This window comes from Pseudomonas sp. JAI115 (assembly GCF_014200835.1).
Taxonomy (GTDB): domain Bacteria; phylum Pseudomonadota; class Gammaproteobacteria; order Pseudomonadales; family Pseudomonadaceae; genus Aquipseudomonas; species Aquipseudomonas putida_A.
Window position 1 is genome coordinate 618,348 of the sequence record NZ_JACHCY010000002.1, and the last position, 20,855, is coordinate 639,202.

The following is a 20,855-nucleotide window of genomic DNA, read 5'->3' on the forward strand; positions in this document are numbered from 1 at the left end:
GAACAGCTGCCGGGTGGCTCACAGCTGTTTCTTTGCATCAGGTAAACCGCGTTGCGGCTAATCGCTGGCAAGCCAGCTCCCACACAGGCACTGCAAAACCCTGTGGGAGCTGGCTCGCCAGCGATGCTTTTACTGCTTAGTTGGTCTGGGCTCCCTGGGCGATCCATGCACCGATCAGGTCACGTTCCTGCTGGGTCATCTGCGTGATGTTGCCCAGTGGCATGATCTGCGTGGTGATGGCTTGCGCCTGGATCCGCGCCGCGTTCTGGCGGATCTGCTCGGGGGTGTCGAACATCACACCGGCAGGTGCCGCGCTGAACAACGGGCTGGTCGGTTTGGCCGAATGGCAGACCGCGCAGCGCTCCTGGATCACGTTGTGCACCTTGTCGAACGCAGGACCTGCGTTGGACGCTTGCGCCGGTGCCGCAGCAGGGGCAGCCGGAGCGGCTGGCGCTGCAGGTGCCGCCGCTTCAGCCGGTTTCGCGCCACCGCCCAGTGCCGTTTCCGGCAATGGCTGGTACTCGATTTTTGCTGGCGCCTTGGCCACGTCCGGTGCGGTCGGCATCGGCGCAGGGCCGGTGACGTACGCCAGGGTGATCATGCCCACCGCTGCCACAGGCAGGGTCCAGGCAAACTTGTGGCTGTCGTGACGGGTGTTGAAGTAGTGACGCACCAACACCGCCAACACCGCGATCCCGGCCAGAATCAACCAGTTGTACTGGCTGCCATAAGTGCTCGGGAAGTGGTTGCTGATCATGATGAACAGCACCGGCAGGGTGAAGTAGTTGTTGTGACGCGAACGCAGCAGGCCTTTGGCCGGCAGCGCCGGGTCCGGCGTGCGGTTCTCGGCAATCGCCGCGACCAGTGCACGCTGCGCCGGCATGATAATGCGGAACACGTTGCCGACCATGATGGTGCCGATGATCGCGCCGACGTGCAGATACGCACCACGACCGCTGAACACCTTGCTGAAGCCATACGCCGCGCCGATGATCAGCACGAACAGGATGAAGCCGAGCAGGGCGGGTTTCTTGCCCAGAGCCGAATCGCAGAGGAAGTCGTAGATGAACCAGCCGGCGATCAGCGAACCGATGCCGATGGCCACGCCTTCAGGGCCGGTCAGGCCGCTGCCGGGTGCCACGAGGTAGAGCACGGGATTGGAGTAGAACACCACGCACAGCAGCGCGATCCCCGACATCCAGGTGAAGTAGGCTTCCCATTTGAACCAGTGCAGGTTCTCCGGCATCGACGGTGGGGCCAGTTTGTATTTTTCCAGGTGATAGATACCGCCGCCGTGGATTGCCCACAGATCACCGGCCAGGCCGGTTTTCGGGTTGACGCGGTTGAGGTTGTTCTCCAGCCAGACGAAGTAGAACGACGCGCCGATCCAGGCCACGCCAGTGATCATGTGAACCCAGCGCACGCTCAGGTTCAGCCATTCCAACAGATGTGCTTCCACAGTCTTTACCTCTCGCCTGTCACTCTTGTTGTCGAGTGATCAGACCTTCTCTTATTGGTGGGGGGCGAGGATCAAACGCTCATCCTCTTTGAAAAAATGCTCATCGCAGTTGTTGCCTGTGCCACTGCGATCAACCACCAGGAAGTCATCCCGCTTTTCGATCGTCAGCACCGGGTGGTGCCAGACGCCGCGATGGTAATTGATGCCCTGCCTGCCGTTGGTGACGAAGGCGCGGACCAAGCCTGATACAGGTACATCGCCAAGTGGCGCGACCACGATCAGAAAGGGGTTGCCGAGCAGCGGAATGAAAGCCTGGCTGCCCAGCGGATGGCGTTCCAGCATGCTCACGGTCAGCGGCATGTCCTGCGCGTCGGCGCGGAAGATGCTGATGATCGCGTTGTCCTCAGGCGTAGCGGTTTCGACCGTCGCCAGTTTGTGGAAGCGCATGGTCGAACCGTTGTTGATCATGAAGTGGTCGCTGCCGTCGGTTTCGATCACGTCACCGAAGGGGGCGAAGGCTTCTTTGGTCAGCGGTTCAATCGTTAGTGTGCGCATGCTGTTCTTTTCCGAATTCTGTGTTGACTGTTCTGACGCCTTCGCGAGCAGGCTCGCTCCCACATTTGGAATGCAGTCTCCTGTGGGAGCGAGCCTGCTCGCGAATGGTTTCACCGCTTACTTCGCGACCTTGCCCAAAACGCGCAGGCGACTCACACCACCGTCCGGGAACACGTTCAGACGGATGTGGGTGATCGGGCCCAGTGCCTTGATCTGCTCGACGAAGGTGTGTTCGGCGTGCATTTCCAGCTTTTGGCTCGGCAGCAGTTCGCGCCAGAACAGCGACTGGGTTTCGATCTGGCTGTCGGTACCGCCCTTGACGAACGCGCCCTGGATCGAGCAGGTGTCCGGGTAGTTGCCCTTGAAGTGCAGGGTGTCGACGATGATTTTTTCGATCTCACCCGGATGGCCCAGCGCGACGATCACCCAGTCATTGCCCGGGGTGCGACGACGTGCGGTTTCCCAGCCGTCGCCCATGTTGATGCCACGGCCCGGGTTGAGGATGTTGCTCATGCGACCGAAGTGTTCGTCGGAGCAGGCGAGGGCGCGGCCACCGTTGAGGGCTGCAGCCAGATCGACTTGCTCATTGTCGCCAACAGCGGACCAGTCGCGGAACGGAATGCCGTAGACGCGCAGACGGGCGACACCGCCGTCCGGGTAGATGTTGAAGCGCAAGTGGCTGAACGCTTGGTCATTGCTGATTTCGTGGTAGTGGTGGCTGTTGCCTTGCAGCTCGACGGCCGACAGCACTTCAGTCCACTGGGTGTTTTCGTCCGGCTCGCCCGAGGCCAGGAAGCACGCTTCCAGCGAGGCCGATGGCGGGAAGTTGCCGGTGAAGAATGAGGTGTCGATGTCCACGCCTTTGATCGAGCCCGGTACGCCCAGACGGATCACCGCGCTGTCGTAGCCTTCAAAGCGCTTGCGACGCGATTCCCAGCCGTCCATCCACTTGCCGTTGTCGTCGAACACACCCTCCTTCCACACGGCCGGGGTCGGCTGAAACAGACGATTGGCGTCTGCGAACCAGTCATCGGTGACCGAGATGATTTTGGTGCCCAGACGGGCATCGGCCAGGTTGACGAACTTCTCGAAAGGTACGGCGTAAGCTTTCATTCTTCTTGTCTGCCTTTAATAAGTTGGCTGGGGATGCTTGCAAGGCCCTGGGTGCTCTCCGCGTTTGATGCACTCGGGCCAGGCTTCGCTAGAGAGTCAGTAAACGGAACAGGGCGATCTTGTTGATCTCCGCCAGCGCGCATTTGAATTCGGTGTCGACCGAGTTGTGAATGCGCGTTTCGAACGCCGCGAGGATCTGATGCCGGTTGCTGCCTTTTACCGCCATGATGAAGGGAAACTTGAACTTGGCTTTGTAGGCGTCGTTCAGCTCGGTGAAGCGCTGGAACTCTTCGGCCGTGCATTGGTGAATACCGGCGCCCGCCTGTTCATTGGTGCTGGCTTCGGTCAGTTGGCCCTGGACGGCGGCTTTGCCGGCCAGGTCCGGGTGAGCATTGATCAGTGCCAGTTGACTGGCGTGATCGGCGCTCAACAGGATGTCGCTCATGCGCTGGTGCAGGGTTTCGATCTCGTCGATCGAAGCGTCCACGCCCAGGTCGTAAGCCTTCTCGGCCACCCATGGCGAATGTTCGTAGATGTCGGCGAAGGCTTTGACGAAAGCGTCGCGGCTCAGGGTCGACGGTTGCAGGGTTTGAAAGCGGCTCATTTGGCGGCCCCTTGGTACGGGTGGGTTTGGTGCCAGTGACGCGCGATGTCGACGCGACGGCTGAACCACACCTGTTCATGACTTTTGGCGTATTCGATGAAGCGCTTGAGCGAGGCCAGACGCGCCGGACGGCCGATCAGCCGGCAGTGCAGACCGATCGAAAGCATCTTCGGCGCTTCGGCGCCCTCGGCGTAGAGCACGTCGAATGCGTCTTTGAGGTATTCGAAGAAATCGTCGCCCTTGTTGAAACCCTGCACCTGGGTGAAGCGCATGTCGTTGGTGTCGAGGGTGTACGGGATCACCAGGTGCGGTTTGCCGGTCGGGTTGTTCGGTTCCCAGTAGGGCAGGTCGTCGTCGTAGGTGTCGCAGTCGTAGAGGAAGCCGCCTTCTTCCATCACCAGGCGCCGGGTGTTCGGGCCGGTGCGGCCGGTGTACCAGCCCAGTGGGCGCTCGCCAGTGAGTTCGGTGAGGATGCGGATCGCTTCGAGCATGTGCTCGCGCTCCTGCGCCTCGTCCATGTACTGGTAGTCGATCCAGCGATAGCCGTGGCTGCAGATCTCGTGACCGGCTTCAACCATCGCGCGGATCACGTCCGGGTGGCGCTGGGCGGCCATGGCTACGGCGAAGATGGTCAGTGGAATGTCGAATTCCTTGAACAGTTTCAGAATCCGCCAGACGCCGGCGCGGCTGCCATACTCGTAAAGCGATTCCATGCTCATGTTGCGCGCGCCTTGCAGCGGTTGAGCAGCGACCATCTCGGAGAGGAAGGCTTCGGATTCTTTGTCGCCGTGCAGAATGTTGCGCTCGCCGCCTTCTTCGTAATTGAGCACGAAGGACAGGGCGATGCGCGCGTTGCCCGGCCAGTGTGGGTGAGGAGGGTTACTGCCGTAACCGATCAGGTCGCGTGGGTAGTCAGCGCTCACTGCAGTCTTCCTTCTTATTCGTTGACAGGTTTGTGTAACGGCCTGCACAGGCTGGCGTCACAGCGATGGGCTGATTGTATACAACTTTATTCGCAATTTGTAAGCCTGAATTTTCGCATTTTTCACCGACTGTCATCTTTTGCTGTTAATGGCGTAAACCTGCAAGAAACCTGCCTGATCAGTCAGCTAATGGTTGTGAGGTTCAATAGCCAGGCGCTTTAGGCGCAGATCCGCAGTAAACGCCCGAATGGCGGGGGTGATGCGAAAAATGTCGTTTTTATTGTGTACAATTTTTTTGAAAAGTGTCTTAATCAGTCGCTCGCCGCAACTTTTCGTGCTCCGAATTGGTGCGGTCTCCTTTTTACCTGACTTCGGGAGGCGCGAAGTCTGACTGCTCCTTGCGGCCAGGCGCGCAGAATCAATGGGACGTTTGACAACACACGTTTTGGACGCTGCACACGGTTGCCCGGGCAGCTCGATCAAGGTCGAGCTGTACCGCGTTGAAGGTTCGCACCTGGAATTGGTCGCCAGTGCGATAACCAACAGCGATGGCCGGGTCGATGCGCCGCTGCTGCAAGGCGATGACTACCGCACCGGGGTCTATCAGGTGCAGTTCCACGCCGGCGATTACTACCGCGCTCGTGGCGTGCAACTGCCGGAGCCGGCGTTCCTCGACGTGGTGGTGCTGCGTTTCGGCATCTCCGCCGAACAGGATCACTATCACGTGCCACTGCTGATTTCGCCTTACAGCTATTCCACCTATCGGGGCAGCTGACCCCAAGCAGCTGCCCCTACCGGGAAGCGACTGCGCATATAGCTTCTTTGGTCTTTCGCCCGCTCACACTGCGGGCTTTTTTTCGCTTGGAGGAAAGTGCTGTCTGGTCTGACGCCTTCGCGAGCAAGCCCGCTCCCACAAGGGAATGCGTTCCAAATGTGGGAGCGGGCTTGCTCGCGAAGCTTTTGCTGTCAGCGGCTCAACAGCGACGCAGCACCGGCACCACTGAACAGTCCGGCACTCACCCGGTTAAACCAGCTCTGTCCCTTGCCGCTGCGCAGATAGCGCGCCGCGCCATGTGCACCCAGCCCGTAAGCCAGTTTGCAGCACAGATCCAGCACCACCCACGTGGCAATCATGATCAGCAACTGCGGCAGGAACGGCTGTTGCGCGCTAAGGAACTGCGGCAGAAACGCGGCGAAAAACAGAATGTCCTTCGGATTGCTCGCGCCCAGGACAAACGCGCGGCCGAACAGTGTGCGAAAGCGTGGCACTGGTGCGGTTTGTGGCACTTCGGCACCGACCGCTGGCTCACGCGATTGCTGCCAGCTCTGCCAAGCGAGATAGAACAGGTACAGCGCGCCGACGATTTTCAGGGCGCTGAACAGTTGTTCCGACGCCAGCAGCAGGGCGCCAAGCCCCAGCGCCGATGCACTGAGCAGGCAGATCGAGGCGATCACGCCGCCGAGAAATGCCGGGTAAGAGCGGCGCAAGCCGTAGTTCAGACTGTTGCTTATCATCAACAACGACAGCGGCCCCGGAATCAGGATCACCACCAATGCAGCGCCGCTGAACAGCAGCCAGGTTTCCAGACTCATCACTTTGCTCCTTTTTTTGTTGTACTCAAGAATGTGCAAAAGCCCCACCCGCGAGGGTGAGGCTGGTTTGACGCTTGAACCGCGTGACGCTTACAAGAAGATGAACTTGGCAATGAAGATCGCGCAGAGCACCCACAGGCTGACGGAAATTTCCTTGTACTTGCCGGTACCGGCCTTCAACGCCACATAGGTGATGAAGCCCAGCGCAATGCCGTCTGCAACCGAGAAGGTCAGCGGCATCATGATCGCGGTGACGATCGCCGGGATGGCGTCAGTGGCTTCATCCCATTCGATGTGCGCCATGCCGCCCATCATCAGCATCGCGACATAAATCAGCGCACCAGCAGTGGCGTAAGCCGGAATCATGCCGGCCAGTGGCGCGAAAAACATCGCGGCTATAAATAGCACACCCACGGTGACTGCGGTAAGACCAGTCCGACCACCAGCGGCTACGCCAGCGGCACTTTCCACATAGCTTGTTACCGGAGGGACACCGACCACCGCGCCGAAGACGCTGGAGGCGCTGTCGGCTTTCATCGCCCGGGAAAGGTTTTCGATACGCCCGTCAGCGTTGACCAGATTGGCGCGCTGGGCCACACCCATCAGGGTGCCGGCGGTGTCGAACATGTGTACGAAGAGGAAAGCCAGCACCACGCTGATCATGCTGACGTTGAACACACCGGCGACGTTCATTGCCATGAAGGTCGGTGCCAGGCTTGGCGGGGTCGACATGATCCCTTCGTAGTGCACGATGCCCAGGCCCCAACCGGCGAGGGTCACGGTGATGATGCTGATGAGGATCGCGCCGAAGACTTTGTGGTAGCTGAGGATCGCGATCATCAGGAAGCAGATCGCCGCCAGCAGCGGGCCGGGTTCACGCAGGGAGCCGAGTTTGATCAGGGTGGCCGGGCTGTCGACGACAATGCCAGCGGTTTTCAGACCAATCAGCCCGAGGAACAGGCCGACGCCAGCGCCCATCGCAAAGCGCAGGCTGACCGGGATGCTGTTGAGCAGCCATTCGCGAATCCGCGAGAAGGTCAGGATCATGAACAGCACACCGGAAACGAATACCGCACCGAGCGCGGTTTCCCAGTTGTAGCCCATGGTGCCGACCACGGTGTAAGTGAAGAAAGCGTTGAGGCCCATGCCCGGTGCCAGGCCCACCGGCCAGTTGGCGTACAGGCCCATCAGCAGGCAGCCGAGTGCGGCGGCGATGCAGGTGGCGACGAAGGCTGCACCGTGATCGATCCCGGCATCGGCCATGATGTTCGGGTTGACGAAGATGATGTAAGCCATGGTGATGAAGGTTGTCAGACCGGCAATCAGCTCGGTCTTCACCGTGGTGCCATGCAAGCTGAGTTTGAAGATGCGCTCCAGCACGCCTGTGCGTAAGGGCGGCGAGAGTTCCAGCGGCGATGCTTCGGATTTGCGGCTTTCCACAGCGAGTACTCCTCAAGAGTTTTATTGTTATTTCCAGGGCCGGACCCATGAGGGGTGGCAGCAGCCCTTTGAGGCATACGCGAATTTGTTGACCATGCGGTCAGGAACTCGCACGCAGTGGATTATGCTTTTGTGTACAAATAAAGCAAATATTGTTTTTGGTTTTGTTTACGAAAGGTCAGGCGATAGGGATATATCGCCTGTTCTGGCCTCTTCGGGAGCAAGCCCCCTCCCATAGTGGATCTCCAGTGGACCCGAATCATGGGTAACCCGCAGAACCCTGTGGGAGGGGGCTTGCTCCCGAAGAGGCCAGTCCAGTCAATCAAGATGTGACTGGGAGCTCCCAAGTGCCATATTCACCGCCAACCACCCATTCACCGCCGCCTCCCCAGCTTCGGCAAACACCCGCTCGAGCAACTTCACCTGCTCACGCCGCAACGCCTGCTCAAACTTCTCACCTTCAGTAGTCAGCTCCAGCAGACGCTTACGCTTGTCTGCCTCCGACGCCACGCTCTGCACCAGATGCATTTCCTGCAACTGGCGCAACGGCATGTTCAGCGCCTGTTTGCTGACGCCGAGCAAGCCCAGCAATTCCTTCACGCTCAAATTCGGATAACGCGCGATGAAAAACACAATCCGCTGATGCACCCGGGACAGGCCGCGCCGCTCGAGCATTTCATCCGCTTTGGCGGTGAACGCCTGATAGCCGAAGAAAAACGCTTCCATCGCCTGTTGCTGGCTGGCGGGGTTTTTAAGGTCAAGCATGTTGACGTACTCGCTCAAGCTGTCGTAGTTTCAGTCAACCAGTTTGACTCATTTTTCCCAGGCCTCGCTACCGGTGACTCCCATGGCTTTTTCCGAACGTGTTTCGCGCCTTAAAAGTTCTCTGATCCGTGAAATCCTCGCCGCCGCCCAGCGTCCGGAGGTGATGTCGTTTGCCGGCGGCCTTCCCGCCGAAGCCATGTTGCCGAAAGTCGAATGGGCCGACATGCCGCTGGCGCTTGGTCAGTACGGCATGAGTGAAGGCGAGCCGGCGCTGCGTGAAGCGCTGGCGGCGCAGGCGCGAGCGTTGGGGCTGGAGTGCACGGCGAGTCAGGTGCTGGTGGTCAGCGGTTCCCAGCAGACCCTGGATCTGGCGGCCAAGTTATACATCGACAAAGGCACCGAAATCCTGCTGGAGGCGCCGACCTATCTGGCCGCGCTGCAGATCTTCCAGCTGTTCGGCGCCGATTGCCTGACCGTGCCGCAAGAGGCCGATGGCCCGAATCTGGCCCAACTGCGCAGTCGCCTTGAGCAACATCGCCCGGCGTTCATCTACCTGATCCCGACGTTTCAGAATCCGTCCGCCGTGCGCTACAGCGAAGCCAAGCGCGCCGCCGTCGCCGCATTGCTGGATGAATTCGGCGTGACCCTGATCGAAGACGAGCCGTACCGCGAACTGACGTTCGATGGCGGCAGCGCCAAGCCGATTGCCGGGCGTTTGCAGAAAGCCAGCTGGATCTACACCGGCACCGTGTCGAAAACCCTGCTGCCGGGCCTGCGCGTCGGCTACCTGATCGCCAGCCCGGACCTGTTTCCGAATTTGCTCAAGCTAAAACAGTCGGCGGATCTGCACACCAACCGCATCGGCCAGTGGCAGGCGCTTCAGTGGATCGGCAGTGAAAAATATCAGCAGCACCTGAGCGACCTGCGCGGTTTCTACCGGCAGCGGCGGGATGCTTTCCAGTCAGCGCTGGAAACGCACTTTTCCGATCTGGCGAACTGGAACATGCCGCAGGGTGGGTTGTTTTTCTGGCTGACGCTGAAGCAACCGCTGGATACGCGAACCTTGCTCAACGAAGCGCTGGCCAATGATGTGGCGTTCATGCCGGGCGAGCCGTTCTTTCCCGAACCGGATAAAAACCTCGGGCATCTGCGTTTGAATTTCAGCCACATCGACCCGGCGCGACTGGATGAAGGGTTGAAGCGACTGGCGGCGGTGGTGAGGCAGGCGCAACTAGACAAAGCAGCCTGAAAAAAATAAACCGGCTCGAGGGCCGGTTTATTTTTGTCTGGGATTTATGGTGCCCTCAAGTGCCTCATCGCGAGCAGGCTCACTCCTACAGGAGAACGCATTCCAATTGTAGGAGTGAGCCTGCTCGCGATAGGGCCTTCAAATGCACCCAAAAAGACTCAGACCGCCGCAAACCGCTTATCCAGATAATCAATAATCACCTTGGACTCATACATCCAGGTCGTCTGCCCATTCTCTTCAATGCGCAGGCACGGCACCTTGATCTTGCCGCCCTGGTCCAGCAGGGTCTGGCGATCCTGTTCATTGTTCTTCGCGTCCTTCAGTGCGACCGGCACATTCAGGCGACGCAGCGTACGACGGGTTTTCACGCAGAACGGGCAGGCGTGGAACTGATACAGGGTCAGGCCTTTGGCGGCGGCGTTGACTTGCGCCTGTACCTCCGCCGGGCGCTGTTTCTTGCCCGGGCGGGTGATGAAGTCAATGAAGATGATCAGTTGGCCAAGGCCGACACGAAGCGCTTTTACGAACACGTTGAAAGCCTCACGGTGCAAAGAGAGAAGGGCGCGCAGCTTACCCGATTTTTCACGGGCGAAAAAAAACCGGCGATCAACGCCGGTTTTTTTCTGCAGCCGATTACTTGATCAGGCTGAGGAACTCGCTGCGAGTCGCCGCGTTTTCGCGGAACTCACCGAGCATCACCGAAGTGATCATCGACGAATTCTGTTTCTCGACACCGCGCATCATCATGCACATGTGCTTGGCCTCGATCACCACGGCCACGCCCAGCGCACCGGTGACTTGCATCACCGCATCGGCGATCTGGCGGCTGAGGTTCTCCTGGATCTGCAGGCGGCGGGCGTACATGTCGACGATCCGCGCGACCTTCGACAGGCCCAGCACCTTGCCGCTCGGGATGTACGCGACATGGGCCTTGCCGATGAACGGCAGCAGGTGGTGTTCGCACAACGAGTACAGCTCGATGTCCTTGACCAGCACCATTTCGCTGTTGTCGGAGCTGAACAGGGCACCGTTGGTGACCTCTTCGAGCGTCTGTTCATAACCGCGGCAGAGGTACTGCATGGCTTTGGCGGCACGCTTTGGCGTGTCGAGCAGGCCCTCGCGGGACACGTCCTCGCCCAGTTGGCCGAGAATCGCGGTGTAATTCTGTTCCAGGGACATGAAACTACCTGTGGGGATTTTCGCAAAGGGCAAGGGTACGGTGGCGGACACAACCCTGCAAGTTCGGTGTAACGCGATTATTCGTCGCGGCCTTCCATCATCGTGCGTTTGAGCATCACGTACACCGCGCCGGCACCGCCGTGTTTCGCCTGGCACGAGCAGAAACCGAGCACTTGCGGATGCTGACGCAGCCAGGTGTTGACGTGGCTTTTGATCATCGGCCGCTTGCCGTCCAGGCGCACGGCCTTGCCGTGGGTGACGCGCACGCAGCGGATTTCGAATTTGGTCGCTTCGGCGAGAAAGGCCCAGAGGGTCTCGCGGGCTTTTTCGACGTTCATGCCGTGCAGGTCGAGGCTGCCTTCGAACGGGATCTGGCCGATCTTGAGCTTGCGCATCTGGCTTTCCTGCACCCCGTCGCGGGCCCACATCAGCTCGTCTTCGGGGCCGACGTCGATCACGAACTGATCGGACAGGCCATCCACGGTGGTGGTGTCGGTGCGCACGGTGGCGGACTGGCGCAGCTTGGCGATCTGCGCGCGGTCAGCCTTGGGTTTGCCAGTGTCGGCGCGGTCGTGCTTGATCGGCTTGACGCCTTGGATCGCACTTTTGAACAGGGAAAAATCGTCGTCTTGCATGTCAGCCTCCGCGAAGGGCGGCCAGTTTACCCAAGTCGAAACAAAACGGCCCGGCAAAAAGCCAGGCCGTGGAGTCAGTCGTGTTTTTTCATCAGGTGCGGGGACATGTTCAGCTCCCGCGATTGCCTGACGCGACGCCGGCATCGACGCCACAGCGCCACACCGAAATACAGGAACAACAAGCCGACCGCGAGAATGATCGCCGAACCCATCGGCGTGGCATTCAAATCGCCGAGCGCCGGCGGGCGCCCCAGCAGGCTGGCGGCACCGGCCATCGCCAGCAGCACACCGAACGTCGCCAGAATGGCGGCGATCGCTGCGCCGAATCGAAAACGCCAGTTGCTTTGGCCTTTGGGCCGCAAGCGGCGTGCGTCAAATCCATCGGATAACTTCATTCCGACCTTCCTCAATGGGTATCGGCCCTTCGACCGGGAGTTGACCGGGTTGTTCCTGAGGCTAAGGCAATTGAAGCAAATGCGAGGCTTTTGCGGATGAGCGGCGTGCTGAGCCGCTCATCAGAGCAGATCAGATCAGATCTTGAGTCAGGGCGAGGGTGGCGAAGTTGTCGGCCATGATCGCCATTTCCGCTTCCTGCACCACGGCGGCGCTGAGCACGCGGCCCTTGAACGGCAGGTCACGGGTGGCGCAGGCGTCTTCGACCAGGGTGCAACGGAAGCCCAGGTTCTTCGCCGCGCGTACGGTGGTGCTGACGCTGGAGTGGCTCATGAAACCGCAGACGATCAGGTCCAGCGAGCCAAGATTCTGCAAACGGTCGAGCAGTTCGGTGCCGTGGAACGCGCTCGGCAGCAGTTTGCCGATGATGGTTTCGTCACCTTGTGGCTCAAGGCCGGGGATGAATTCGCCGCGTTCGCCCTGCGGGTCGAACAGGCCACCGACGGTGCCGAGATGACGCACGTGCACGATCGGCCGACCGGCTGCACGGGCCGCGGCGACCAGTTGTTTGATGTTCGCGACGGCCGCGTCCATGCCGCTCAGGGCCAGCGGGCCACTGAGGTACTCTTTCTGGGCATCGATGATGACCACGGTGGCATGGCTCAGTGTGGCCGCTGCGTAACCGCGGCCGCTGAGTTGAAACATCGTTTTTGGAACGGACATTCGGGGCTCCTTGGGGTGGGGCTTTTGCGGCATTGTCCTCTGGCTGAGCGGTTCTGTGAACCGCTACCATCGCAGGCAGCGTCGTTACTGGCCTGCAGCCTTGTCAAGTTACACGTTCTGTTCAATAGCTGATGCAAAAAACAGAAAAGTCCTACTGTCGGCCGCGAATGTTTCCCGCGTCGTCGTGACGCGTTTTGGCTGGTAGAATCGCCAGTCGTTTTTTCTGGAGTTCTGCCCCGTGATCACTTCCCGACTTCGTACCCTGCGCGACCACATCCGTTGGGCCGTCAGCCGCTTCCATGGGGAGGATCTGTTTTTCGGCCATGGCACCGACAACGCCTGGGATGAAGCCCGGCAGTTGGTGCTCGGTGCCTTGCACCTGCCGTGGGAGATCGCCGACAGCTATCTCGACTGTGCGCTGGAAGACGACGAACTGGTCAACCTGCAACGCCTGCTCAAGCGCCGCATCGAAGAGCGCATCCCGACTGCTTACCTGTTGGGTGAGGCATGGTTCTGCGGCATGTCGTTCATCGTCGATGAGCGCGTGCTGATCCCGCGTTCGCCGATTGGCGAGCTGATCGAAAACCGCTTCGCACCGTGGATCGGCGACGAGCCGGCACGCATCCTCGACCTGTGCACCGGCTCGGGCTGCATCGGTATCGCCTGCGCCTACGAGTTCCAGAACGCTGAAGTGGTGCTGGCGGACCTGTCGTTCGAAGCGCTGGAAGTGGCCAACCAGAACATCGAGCGCCATGGCGTCGATGAGCGTGTGTACACCGTGCAGGGCGATGGTTTCGATGGCCTGCCGGGGCAGCGTTTCGACCTGATCGTGTCGAACCCGCCGTACGTTGATGCCGAAGATTTCGCCGACATGCCGGACGAATACCAGCACGAACCGGAGCTGGGTCTGGCCTGCGGAGATGACGGTCTGAACCTGGTACGGCGGATGCTCGCCGAAGCGGCGGATCACCTGACCGAGAAGGGGCTGTTGATCGTTGAAGTGGGCAATAGTCAGGTACACGTCGAAGCGTTGTACCCGGAAGTCGACTTCGCCTGGCTCGATTTCGAGCGCGGCGGGCATGGCGTGTTCATGCTGACGGCGGAGCAGTGCCGCGAGCATCAGGCGCTGTTCGCTTCCCGCGTCTAAAGGCTAAAAGCTTTGCGAGCAGGCTCGCTCCCACAGGGAAGTGCATTCCAAGGTGGGAGCGAGCCTGCTCGCGAATAGCCGCGCCGCGGTCTCAAGCCATCAGCGGTGCGTGGCAATCCAGATCAACAACCCCGCCTGAAACACCGCAAACGCCACCAGACAGGTAATGGTAAAGCGCAATCCAGCGTCTTCACGCTTGAACTTGCTGACCTTCTCTTCCTGCTTCTTCAGCTTCACTTCCTGCTCGGCGAGGTTCTGCTCGGCCTGTTGCAGCATCTGCGCCGCTTCGAGAATCTCGACGATCTGCAGCTTCTCGCTGTTCCAGTCGCCCAACAGGTCACCGACCTGTACCTCTTTGACGCTGCCCTTCAAATGCTGGGCATCGGCGTACACCACATCAAAACCATGCACGCGCAAAAAGTGATCGCGACGCAGACGGGTGTCTTCGTTCAGCGCATCCTTGTTGTTCAGGTCCATGCCGTCGACCGTGTAGGCGGGCCAGCGTTTTTTCGCCCAGTTGATGCCTTGCGCGGCCATGAAGCGACCGATACCACGGTTCAACGGTTCGATCTGCAAACCGCTGTCGGGGCCGAAGTGCACACGTTTGCTGGTGTGATTGACCCACACATCCAGATGGTTCTGCTCTTTGCGCACGCGCTGACCGGGCAGTTTGATCGCCATGCGCATCAGGCTGTGTTCTTTGCTGTTGCGCTCGGCGTAGCCGAACTCGACAAAGCGCAACGGCCGGCCACCGGTGTGACGGTCAGTCTGCAACGGCGCCAGGCGGAGCATCTTGTGGTGCTCGACGCTGACGTCCGCCCATGGCAGCTCGACCGCTGGCGGTGCGTCTTTTTCAGCGGTGGTGTCGGGTGAAGTCGGGGTATCAGTCATAACGGCGAGATCCTGTCCAAGCTCTGCTTGTCGCCAGCCGGTACGCTGGCGACAAAGGCTTATCGGCCGTTTTTTGCAGGACTGGAGGGCAAACTACGGTTAACGGTTGCGAATGCCGTCAATAAATTCGATGAGTTTGCCGCCCAGTTCCGCCGCCAGTGGCAAATTGGGGTCCTTGTACGAGGCCAATTGCCGCTTCACATCGGCGGGGACGATGCGCATGACGTGGTTCATACCTTCGATCACCACCAGTTCGGCGTCGGGTTTGGCCGCTTTGAGCGCCTGCGCATCGCCGACGCCGACCTGCATGTCGTTGCTGCCCTGGACGATCAGCGCCGGCATCTTCAGTTGCGCAAAAGCCTTGGCCGGGTCCTGGCGGAACAGCGAAATCAGATACGGCTGCACGCTCGGGCGGAAGATCACCTGCAACGGTTGCGGCACATTGTCATCGGTGTGACCGGCCTTGAGGCTGTCGAGAATCTGGTTGCTGCGCAACATCAACGGTGGCGGCAGGCTGCGCGCCAGTTGCTCGCGGATCACCTGATCCACCGGGCGGGCGCTGCCGGACAGCGAAATCAGCGCAGCGGCGTCGGCACGCGGGGCGGCGAGGGTGGCAATCAGTGCACCTTCGCTGTGACCGAGCAGAATCAACGGGCCGAAGCGCGGGTCGTTTTTCAGCTTCTGGCTCCAGGCCACGGCGTCGTCGACGTAGCCTTCCACCGACAGATTGCGCTCGTCAGGTGTGGCCGGCCGGCTCGCAGCCACCCCGCGCTTGTCGTAGCGCACGCTGGCGATGTTGTGTTTGGCCAGCACCCAGGCCAGCCGCTTGAGGCTGTCATTGCGCCCGCCATCGGGGTTATTGCCGTCACGATCTGTAGGACCGGAGCCGGCAAGGATCAGGACAACCGGCACTGGGTTGTCGGATTTTGGCAGCAACAGCGAGCCGAAAAGTTCACCGCTCCCGGTATCCAGAGAGATCGGGCGCTGCAGGACAGTCGCGTGGGCAAAACCGGTAAACAGGGTAAGACTCAAGATCAGAACTCGCAGCATCATCACGCCATCATTCGCCAAGGTGCCGGTTGGACTCACCAACACCACTAAGGTTCGAGGATGAACTACTCGGTTAGCCTGCGTATACTGGCGCGCATCACGAATTCGGGTTTGATTTCACGGAGCGTCCTGCATGTCCGGCAATACCTACGGCAAGTTGTTCACTGTCACCACCGCTGGCGAGAGCCATGGTCCGGCGTTGGTCGCCATTGTCGACGGCTGCCCGCCGGGCCTGGAAATCTCCCTCGAAGACCTGCAGCGCGACCTCGATCGGCGCAAGCCGGGCACCAGCCGCCACACCACCCAGCGTCAGGAAGCCGACGAAGTCGAAATCCTCTCCGGCGTGTTCGAAGGCCGCACCACCGGTTGCTCGATCGGCCTGCTGATCCGCAACACCGACCAAAAGTCCAAGGACTACTCGGCGATCAAGGATCTGTTCCGCCCGGCCCACGCCGACTACACCTACCACCACAAATACGGCGAGCGCGACTACCGTGGTGGCGGTCGCAGCTCGGCGCGGGAAACCGCGATGCGTGTGGCGGCAGGTGCGATTGCCAAAAAGTATCTGGCCAGCCAGGGCATCGTCATCCGTGGCTACATGAGCCAGCTCGGCCCGATCGAAATCCCGTTCAAGACCTGGGATTCGGTGGAACAGAACGCGTTCTTCAGCCCGGATCCGGACAAGGTCCCGGAACTGGAAGCCTACATGGACCAGTTGCGCCGCGATCAGGACTCGGTCGGGGCGAAGATCACCGTAGTCGCCGAAGGCGTGATGCCGGGCCTCGGCGAGCCGATTTTCGACCGCCTCGACGCTGAACTGGCGCATGCGCTGATGAGCATCAACGCGGTCAAAGGCGTGGAAATCGGCGCCGGTTTCGCCTGCGTCGCCCAGCGCGGCACCGAGCATCGCGATGAACTGACCCCGCAAGGTTTCCTCAGCAACAATGCTGGCGGCATCCTCGGCGGCATCTCGTCCGGTCAGCCGATCGTCGCGCATCTGGCACTGAAGCCGACGTCGAGCATCACCACCCCGGGCCGTTCGATCGACATCCACGGCAACCCGGTGGACGTGATCACCAAGGGCCGTCACGACCCATGCGTCGGCATCCGCGCTACGCCGATTGCCGAAGCGATGATGGCCATCGTGCTGATGGATCACCTGCTGCGTCATCGTGGGCAGAACGCCGACGTACGCGTCAGCACCCCGGTGCTGGGTCAGCTTTGATGGTTGATCGCCAAGCCGTCGCGGTCTGACCGTGGCGGCGCTCCCGTACTGGCGGCTGTCCAGTTTCTATCTGTTCTATTTCGCCTTGCTCGGTTCGACAGCGCCGTTTCTGGCGCTGTACTTCGATCACCTCGGCTTCAGCCCCGCGCGCATCGGCGAGCTGGTGGCGATCCCGATGCTGATGCGCTGTGTGGCGCCGAACATCTGGGGCTGGCTCGGCGACTACACCGGCAAACGCCTGGCCATCGTGCGCTTCGGCGCGGTGTGTACGCTGCTGACGTTCTCGCTGATGTTCGTCAGCAAGACCTACGCCTGGCTGGCGATGGTCATGGCGTTACACGCGTTCTTCTGGCACGCGGTGTTGCCGCAGTTCGAAGTCATCACCCTCGCGCATTTGCAGGGGCAAACCTCGCGCTACAGCCAGATTCGCCTGTGGGGTTCGATCGGTTTCATCATCACCGTGGTCGCGCTGGGCCGTTTATTCGAATGGCTGAGCCTCGACATCTACCCGGCGGCGCTGGTGCTGATCATGGCCGGCATCGTCCTCAGCAGCCTGTGGGTGCCGAACGCGCAGCCACCGCAAGGTAATCGGCCGAGCGGGGAGGGCTTTCTCAAGCAGCTGCGCAGCCCCGGTGTGCTGGCGTTTTACGCCTGTGTCGCGCTGATGCAGATGAGCCACGGCCCGTATTACACCTTTCTGACCTTGCACCTTGAACGCCTCGGTTACACACGCGGCACAATCGGCATGCTCTGGGCCGTGGGTGTGGTCGCCGAAGTGCTGATGTTCATGGCCATGAGCCGGATTCTCGAGCGGTTTTCCTTGAGCCGGGTGCTGATGGCGAGTTTTCTGCTGGCGGCGCTGCGCTGGTTGCTGCTAGGTTCGTTCGCCGAATTCCTCTGGGTACTGTTGTTGGCCCAGGTGCTGCACGCGGCGACCTTCGGCAGCTTTCATGCGGCTGCCATCGCGTTCGTGCAACGTAGCTTCGGTGCGCGTCAGCAAGGTCAGGGTCAGGCGTTGTACGCGGCGCTGGCCGGCACCGGTGGCGCGCTGGGCGCGTTGTATTCCGGTTACAGCTGGAATGCCCTCGGCGCGACATTGACCTTTAGTATTGCCAGTCTCGCGGCGCTCGCTGCTGCCGTTATCATTGCCACACGTATGCAAGAGGACAGGCCATGAGCCTTACGCGTGAACAGCTCGCCCAGCAGATCGTCGACGCCGGGCGTTTTCTTTATGGTCGCGGCTGGTCGCCGGCCACCAGCAGCAATTACTCGACGCGTCTGTCGCCGAGCGAAGCGCTGCTGACCGTGTCCGGCAAGCACAAGGGCCAGTTGGGCCTGGACGACGTGCTCGCCACGGATTTGTCCGGCAACAGCCTGGAACCGGGCAAAAAGCCCTCCGCCGAAACCCTGCTGCACACCCAGCTCTACAGCTGGCGCGCGGAGATTGGTGCGGTGCTGCACACCCACTCGGTGAACGCCACGGTGCTGTCGCGCCTGACGCCGCAAGACTTTATCGAGTTCGAAGACTACGAACTGCAAAAAGCCTTCAGCGGCATCTCGACCCACGAGTCGCGGGTGCGCGTGCCGATCTTCGACAACGATCAGGACATTGCGCGCCTCGCCGCCAAGGTGCAGCCTTGGCTCGACGCCCATCCCGATTGCGTCGGTTACCTGATTCGCGGCCACGGCCTGTACACCTGGGGCGCGCAGATGAGCGATGCCCTGCGGCAGATCGAGGCCTTTGAATTTCTGTTTGAATGCGAGTTGAAAACCCGCAGCGTCATGAACCGCCAAGGCTGACTTCACCCGAAGCCGCCCATTTGCCTGATGAACTGCACTGCCCGACCGGTCTGCAAGAACCGGACGGCAAGGCCGATACCGAGGAATTGCCCATGAGCAGCCTGTCTGTCTATCACGTATCCAGCCCCGAGATTCCGAACAAGGTGCTGACCCATTTCGAAGACATCGCCTCGACGCTCGCCGAGCAGGGCGTGCGCTTCGACCGCTGGCAAGCCGCCGCGAAGATCCAGCCCGGCGCCAGCCAGGAGGAGGTGATCAGCGCCTATCAGGAGCAGATCGACAAACTGATGACCGAGCGCGGTTACATCACCGTCGATGTGATCAGCCTCAACAGCGACCACCCGCAAAAAGCCGAACTGCGCGCCAAGTTCCTTGAAGAACACCGCCATGGCGAAGACGAAGTGCGCTTTTTCGTTGCCGGTCGTGGCCTGTTTACCCTGCACATCGACGATTATGTCTACGCGGTGTTGTGCGAGAAGAACGACCTGATCTCGGTGCCGGCCGGTACCAAGCACTGGTTCGACATGGGCGAGCACCCGCACTTCGTGGCGATTCGCCTGTTCAACAACCCGGAAGGCTGGGTCGCGAATTTCACCGGCGAAGACATCGCCGGGCGCTTCCCACGTCTGGAGGACTGAGCCGATGCCGATCAAAGCCATTGTCACTGACATTGAAGGCACCACCAGCGCGGTGAGTTTCGTTTTTGATGTGCTGTTCCCGTATGCGGCCAAACACCTGCCGGACTTCGTGCGACAGAACGCCGAACGTGCCGATGTGGCTGAGCAACTCGACGCCGTGCGCCGCGACAGCAATGCACCGCAGGCCGATGTTGAACGGGTTGTTGAAATTCTCTTGAGCTGGATCGAGGAAGATCGCAAAGCCACGCCGCTCAAAGCCTTGCAAGGCATGGTCTGGGCGCAGGGTTATCACGCCGGGCAGTTGAAGGGCCACGTGTACCCGGATGCCGTTGAAGCGCTCAAGCGCTGGCATCAGGCCGGTTATCAACTGTTTGTGTATTCGTCGGGTTCGATCCAGGCGCAGAAGCTGATCTTTGGCTGCTCCGAGGCGGGAGATCTGACACCGCTGTTCAGCGGGTATTTCGATACCACGTCGGGGCCCAAGCGTGAGGCGCAGTCTTACACCAACATTCAACAGGCGATTGGTGTCGAGCCGCAGGACATTCTGTTTCTGTCCGACATTGTTGAGGAGCTGGATGCCGCTCAATCGGCAGGCCTGCAGACCTGCGGCCTGGCGCGCGAGGGTGGGGAGCTGGGAAGCCATATCACCGTCGACAGCTTCACCGGCATCGAACCCGAAGCCTTCTAACCACCCTCAATCCAATGTGGGAGCGGGCTTGCTCGCGAAAGCGGCGTGTCAGCCAAATATTTTTGACTGACACGCCGCTTTCGCGAGCAAGCCCGCTCCCACACGGAGTTTTGCATCAGCCAAAAAAACAGGCCGGACAGTGAAAACTGCCCGGCCTGTTTTTGTTTAAGGCTGTTTAAAACCTCGAATCAAATTACAGCGAGTGATACGTCGGCAGGGCAAAGCGCTGCTGGCTTTGCAGCATCGCAATCTGCGGCAGCTCACTGGCTTCTTCCGCCAGGTCACGACGGATCGCGCTGATCGCCCACGACAGTTGGTCGGCGTTGTGCATTTGCTGATACGTCAGGGCGCGCTTGAACACTTTGCCTTCACTGCTGCGCAGCGTCAGCAGAATCCCGCCATCGGGACGTGGCGCAGTGGTGACGTTGAAGTTGGAGAACAGCGAGGTAAATTTTTCTTGGATCAGGCTCATGTCTTTCAGCTCCGTATGCACTTGAATGGCAAGCATGCAGAGGAGGTTGCAGCGATTGTGCCAGCACACCGAAAAATAAAAACGTATATAAATCAATAAGTTAAAAATCGTGAAATTTGCATGGCTCGTGCAATCTGCATGAATGGCCATCGTGCATCCTGCATTTTGCGGGATTCTCATGAGTTGAACGGAACCAAACGGCAAAGTCGTAATCACCGCCGCCAGGCGTGACAGGGCGGATACAAAACATTGCAAAAACCGCGTGTACAGGCCGAGAAGCGCTGACGTATTTTCGATCTCGACCTTGCCCACA

At 60.2% G+C, this 20,855-nt stretch carries 24 protein-coding genes; 8 read left to right on the plus strand and 16 right to left on the minus strand.

Translation table 11 applies throughout. The features are described from left to right. Nucleotides 1-136 precede the first annotated feature (136 nt). From HDC30_RS07940 to puuE, 5 genes are all read right to left on the minus strand, one after another. Complete coding sequence (locus tag HDC30_RS07940) at nucleotides 137-1,459, minus strand: urate hydroxylase PuuD (RefSeq protein WP_027613343.1); 1,323 nt, start codon at nucleotides 1,457-1,459, stop codon at nucleotides 137-139. Nucleotides 1,460-1,510: 51 nt separating this feature from the next. Further along, complete coding sequence (locus HDC30_RS07945; RefSeq protein ID WP_027613342.1) at nucleotides 1,511-2,014, minus strand: ureidoglycolate lyase; 504 nt, start codon at nucleotides 2,012-2,014, stop codon at nucleotides 1,511-1,513. Between the two features lie 117 nt (nucleotides 2,015-2,131). Further along, nucleotides 2,132-3,127, minus strand: coding sequence for an allantoicase (gene alc, locus HDC30_RS07950; protein WP_003223166.1), 996 nt, complete (start codon nucleotides 3,125-3,127; stop codon nucleotides 2,132-2,134). Between the two features lie 88 nt (nucleotides 3,128-3,215). Then, the gene (uraD, locus tag HDC30_RS07955; RefSeq protein ID WP_098967921.1) at nucleotides 3,216-3,731 is read right to left on the minus strand and encodes a 2-oxo-4-hydroxy-4-carboxy-5-ureidoimidazoline decarboxylase; all 516 of its coding nucleotides are present in this window, start codon (nucleotides 3,729-3,731) and stop codon (nucleotides 3,216-3,218) included. Continuing rightward, on the minus strand, nucleotides 3,728-4,654 hold the full coding sequence (gene puuE, locus HDC30_RS07960; protein ID WP_027613340.1) for an allantoinase PuuE: 927 nt from the start codon (nucleotides 4,652-4,654) through the stop codon (nucleotides 3,728-3,730). Before puuE ends, uraD begins: the two co-directional genes overlap by 4 nt. Before the next feature lie 421 nt (nucleotides 4,655-5,075). Between puuE and uraH the strand changes: the two genes are divergently transcribed. Further along, complete coding sequence (gene uraH / locus HDC30_RS07965) at nucleotides 5,076-5,429, plus strand: hydroxyisourate hydrolase (RefSeq protein WP_003223171.1); 354 nt, start codon at nucleotides 5,076-5,078, stop codon at nucleotides 5,427-5,429. A gap of 191 nt (nucleotides 5,430-5,620) precedes the next feature. Here uraH and HDC30_RS07970 read toward each other — a convergent pair whose 3' ends face one another. The 3 genes from HDC30_RS07970 to HDC30_RS07980 all read right to left on the minus strand — a co-directional run bounded on the left by HDC30_RS07970 (nucleotide 5,621) and on the right by HDC30_RS07980 (nucleotide 8,452). After that, a complete protein-coding gene (locus tag HDC30_RS07970) occupies nucleotides 5,621-6,247 on the minus strand; it encodes a LysE family translocator (RefSeq protein WP_183782094.1) in 627 nt (208 codons plus the stop codon). Between the two features lie 90 nt (nucleotides 6,248-6,337). Then, complete coding sequence (locus HDC30_RS07975; RefSeq protein ID WP_183782097.1) at nucleotides 6,338-7,687, minus strand: NCS2 family permease; 1,350 nt, start codon at nucleotides 7,685-7,687, stop codon at nucleotides 6,338-6,340. A 318-nt stretch (nucleotides 7,688-8,005) separates the two neighbouring features. After that, complete coding sequence (locus tag HDC30_RS07980) at nucleotides 8,006-8,452, minus strand: MarR family winged helix-turn-helix transcriptional regulator (protein WP_183782100.1); 447 nt, start codon at nucleotides 8,450-8,452, stop codon at nucleotides 8,006-8,008. An 82-nt stretch (nucleotides 8,453-8,534) separates the two neighbouring features. Here HDC30_RS07980 and HDC30_RS07985 point away from each other — a divergent pair, with 82 nt between their 5' ends. Next, on the plus strand, nucleotides 8,535-9,701 hold the full coding sequence (locus HDC30_RS07985; protein ID WP_115990353.1) for a PLP-dependent aminotransferase family protein: 1,167 nt from the start codon (nucleotides 8,535-8,537) through the stop codon (nucleotides 9,699-9,701). A 158-nt stretch (nucleotides 9,702-9,859) separates the two neighbouring features. Here HDC30_RS07985 and HDC30_RS07990 read toward each other — a convergent pair whose 3' ends face one another. The 5 genes from HDC30_RS07990 to HDC30_RS08010 form a co-directional block, all read right to left on the minus strand. Further along, on the minus strand, nucleotides 9,860-10,231 hold the full coding sequence (locus tag HDC30_RS07990) for a glutathione S-transferase N-terminal domain-containing protein (protein ID WP_007960660.1): 372 nt from the start codon (nucleotides 10,229-10,231) through the stop codon (nucleotides 9,860-9,862). Nucleotides 10,232-10,334: 103 nt separating this feature from the next. After that, nucleotides 10,335-10,880, minus strand: coding sequence for a GTP cyclohydrolase I FolE (gene folE / locus HDC30_RS07995; RefSeq protein ID WP_003442011.1), 546 nt, complete (start codon nucleotides 10,878-10,880; stop codon nucleotides 10,335-10,337). 77 nt (nucleotides 10,881-10,957) lie between these two features. Continuing rightward, complete coding sequence (locus HDC30_RS08000; RefSeq protein WP_027613336.1) at nucleotides 10,958-11,515, minus strand: Smr/MutS family protein; 558 nt, start codon at nucleotides 11,513-11,515, stop codon at nucleotides 10,958-10,960. A 74-nt stretch (nucleotides 11,516-11,589) separates the two neighbouring features. Further along, nucleotides 11,590-11,910, minus strand: coding sequence for a hypothetical protein (locus tag HDC30_RS08005; protein ID WP_183782103.1), 321 nt, complete (start codon nucleotides 11,908-11,910; stop codon nucleotides 11,590-11,592). A 130-nt stretch (nucleotides 11,911-12,040) separates the two neighbouring features. After that, nucleotides 12,041-12,631 carry a cysteine hydrolase family protein gene (locus HDC30_RS08010; RefSeq protein ID WP_003223193.1) on the minus strand — a complete coding sequence of 197 codons (591 nt, stop codon included), beginning with the start codon at nucleotides 12,629-12,631 and terminating at the stop codon, nucleotides 12,041-12,043. Nucleotides 12,632-12,869: 238 nt separating this feature from the next. Between HDC30_RS08010 and prmB the strand changes: the two genes are divergently transcribed. Further along, nucleotides 12,870-13,778 (plus strand): 50S ribosomal protein L3 N(5)-glutamine methyltransferase, encoded by a 909-nt coding sequence (gene prmB / locus HDC30_RS08015; protein ID WP_007960672.1) that lies wholly within the window; start codon nucleotides 12,870-12,872, stop codon nucleotides 13,776-13,778. A 99-nt stretch (nucleotides 13,779-13,877) separates the two neighbouring features. On the opposite strand, the gene HDC30_RS08020 is transcribed toward prmB, so the two are convergent. Beyond that, nucleotides 13,878-14,669, minus strand: a complete 792-nt coding sequence (locus HDC30_RS08020) for a hypothetical protein (RefSeq protein ID WP_183782106.1) — start codon at nucleotides 14,667-14,669, stop codon at nucleotides 13,878-13,880. A 99-nt stretch (nucleotides 14,670-14,768) separates the two neighbouring features. Further along, the gene (locus tag HDC30_RS08025; protein ID WP_096797012.1) at nucleotides 14,769-15,722 is read right to left on the minus strand and encodes an alpha/beta hydrolase; all 954 of its coding nucleotides are present in this window, start codon (nucleotides 15,720-15,722) and stop codon (nucleotides 14,769-14,771) included. Between the two features lie 130 nt (nucleotides 15,723-15,852). Between HDC30_RS08025 and aroC the strand changes: the two genes are divergently transcribed. From aroC to mtnC, 5 genes are all read left to right on the plus strand, one after another. Beyond that, nucleotides 15,853-16,944: a chorismate synthase gene (gene aroC, locus HDC30_RS08030; protein ID WP_027613332.1), complete on the plus strand. Its 1,092-nt coding sequence runs from the start codon at nucleotides 15,853-15,855 to the stop codon at nucleotides 16,942-16,944. A 31-nt stretch (nucleotides 16,945-16,975) separates the two neighbouring features. Further along, on the plus strand, nucleotides 16,976-18,121 hold the full coding sequence (locus HDC30_RS08035) for an MFS transporter (RefSeq protein ID WP_183782109.1): 1,146 nt from the start codon (nucleotides 16,976-16,978) through the stop codon (nucleotides 18,119-18,121). Then, complete coding sequence (locus HDC30_RS08040; RefSeq protein ID WP_041068872.1) at nucleotides 18,118-18,744, plus strand: methylthioribulose 1-phosphate dehydratase; 627 nt, start codon at nucleotides 18,118-18,120, stop codon at nucleotides 18,742-18,744. The genes HDC30_RS08035 and HDC30_RS08040 overlap by 4 nt, the downstream gene beginning before the upstream one ends. Nucleotides 18,745-18,836: 92 nt before the next feature. Further along, nucleotides 18,837-19,382 carry an acireductone dioxygenase gene (locus HDC30_RS08045; RefSeq protein WP_027613329.1) on the plus strand — a complete coding sequence of 182 codons (546 nt, stop codon included), beginning with the start codon at nucleotides 18,837-18,839 and terminating at the stop codon, nucleotides 19,380-19,382. Between the two features lie 4 nt (nucleotides 19,383-19,386). Further along, nucleotides 19,387-20,070 carry an acireductone synthase gene (gene mtnC, locus HDC30_RS08050; protein ID WP_027613328.1) on the plus strand — a complete coding sequence of 228 codons (684 nt, stop codon included), beginning with the start codon at nucleotides 19,387-19,389 and terminating at the stop codon, nucleotides 20,068-20,070. A gap of 193 nt (nucleotides 20,071-20,263) precedes the next feature. On the opposite strand, the gene HDC30_RS29315 is transcribed toward mtnC, so the two are convergent. Then, nucleotides 20,264-20,542: a DUF3509 domain-containing protein gene (locus tag HDC30_RS29315; protein ID WP_027613327.1), complete on the minus strand. Its 279-nt coding sequence runs from the start codon at nucleotides 20,540-20,542 to the stop codon at nucleotides 20,264-20,266. Nucleotides 20,543-20,855: the final 313 nt, after the last annotated feature.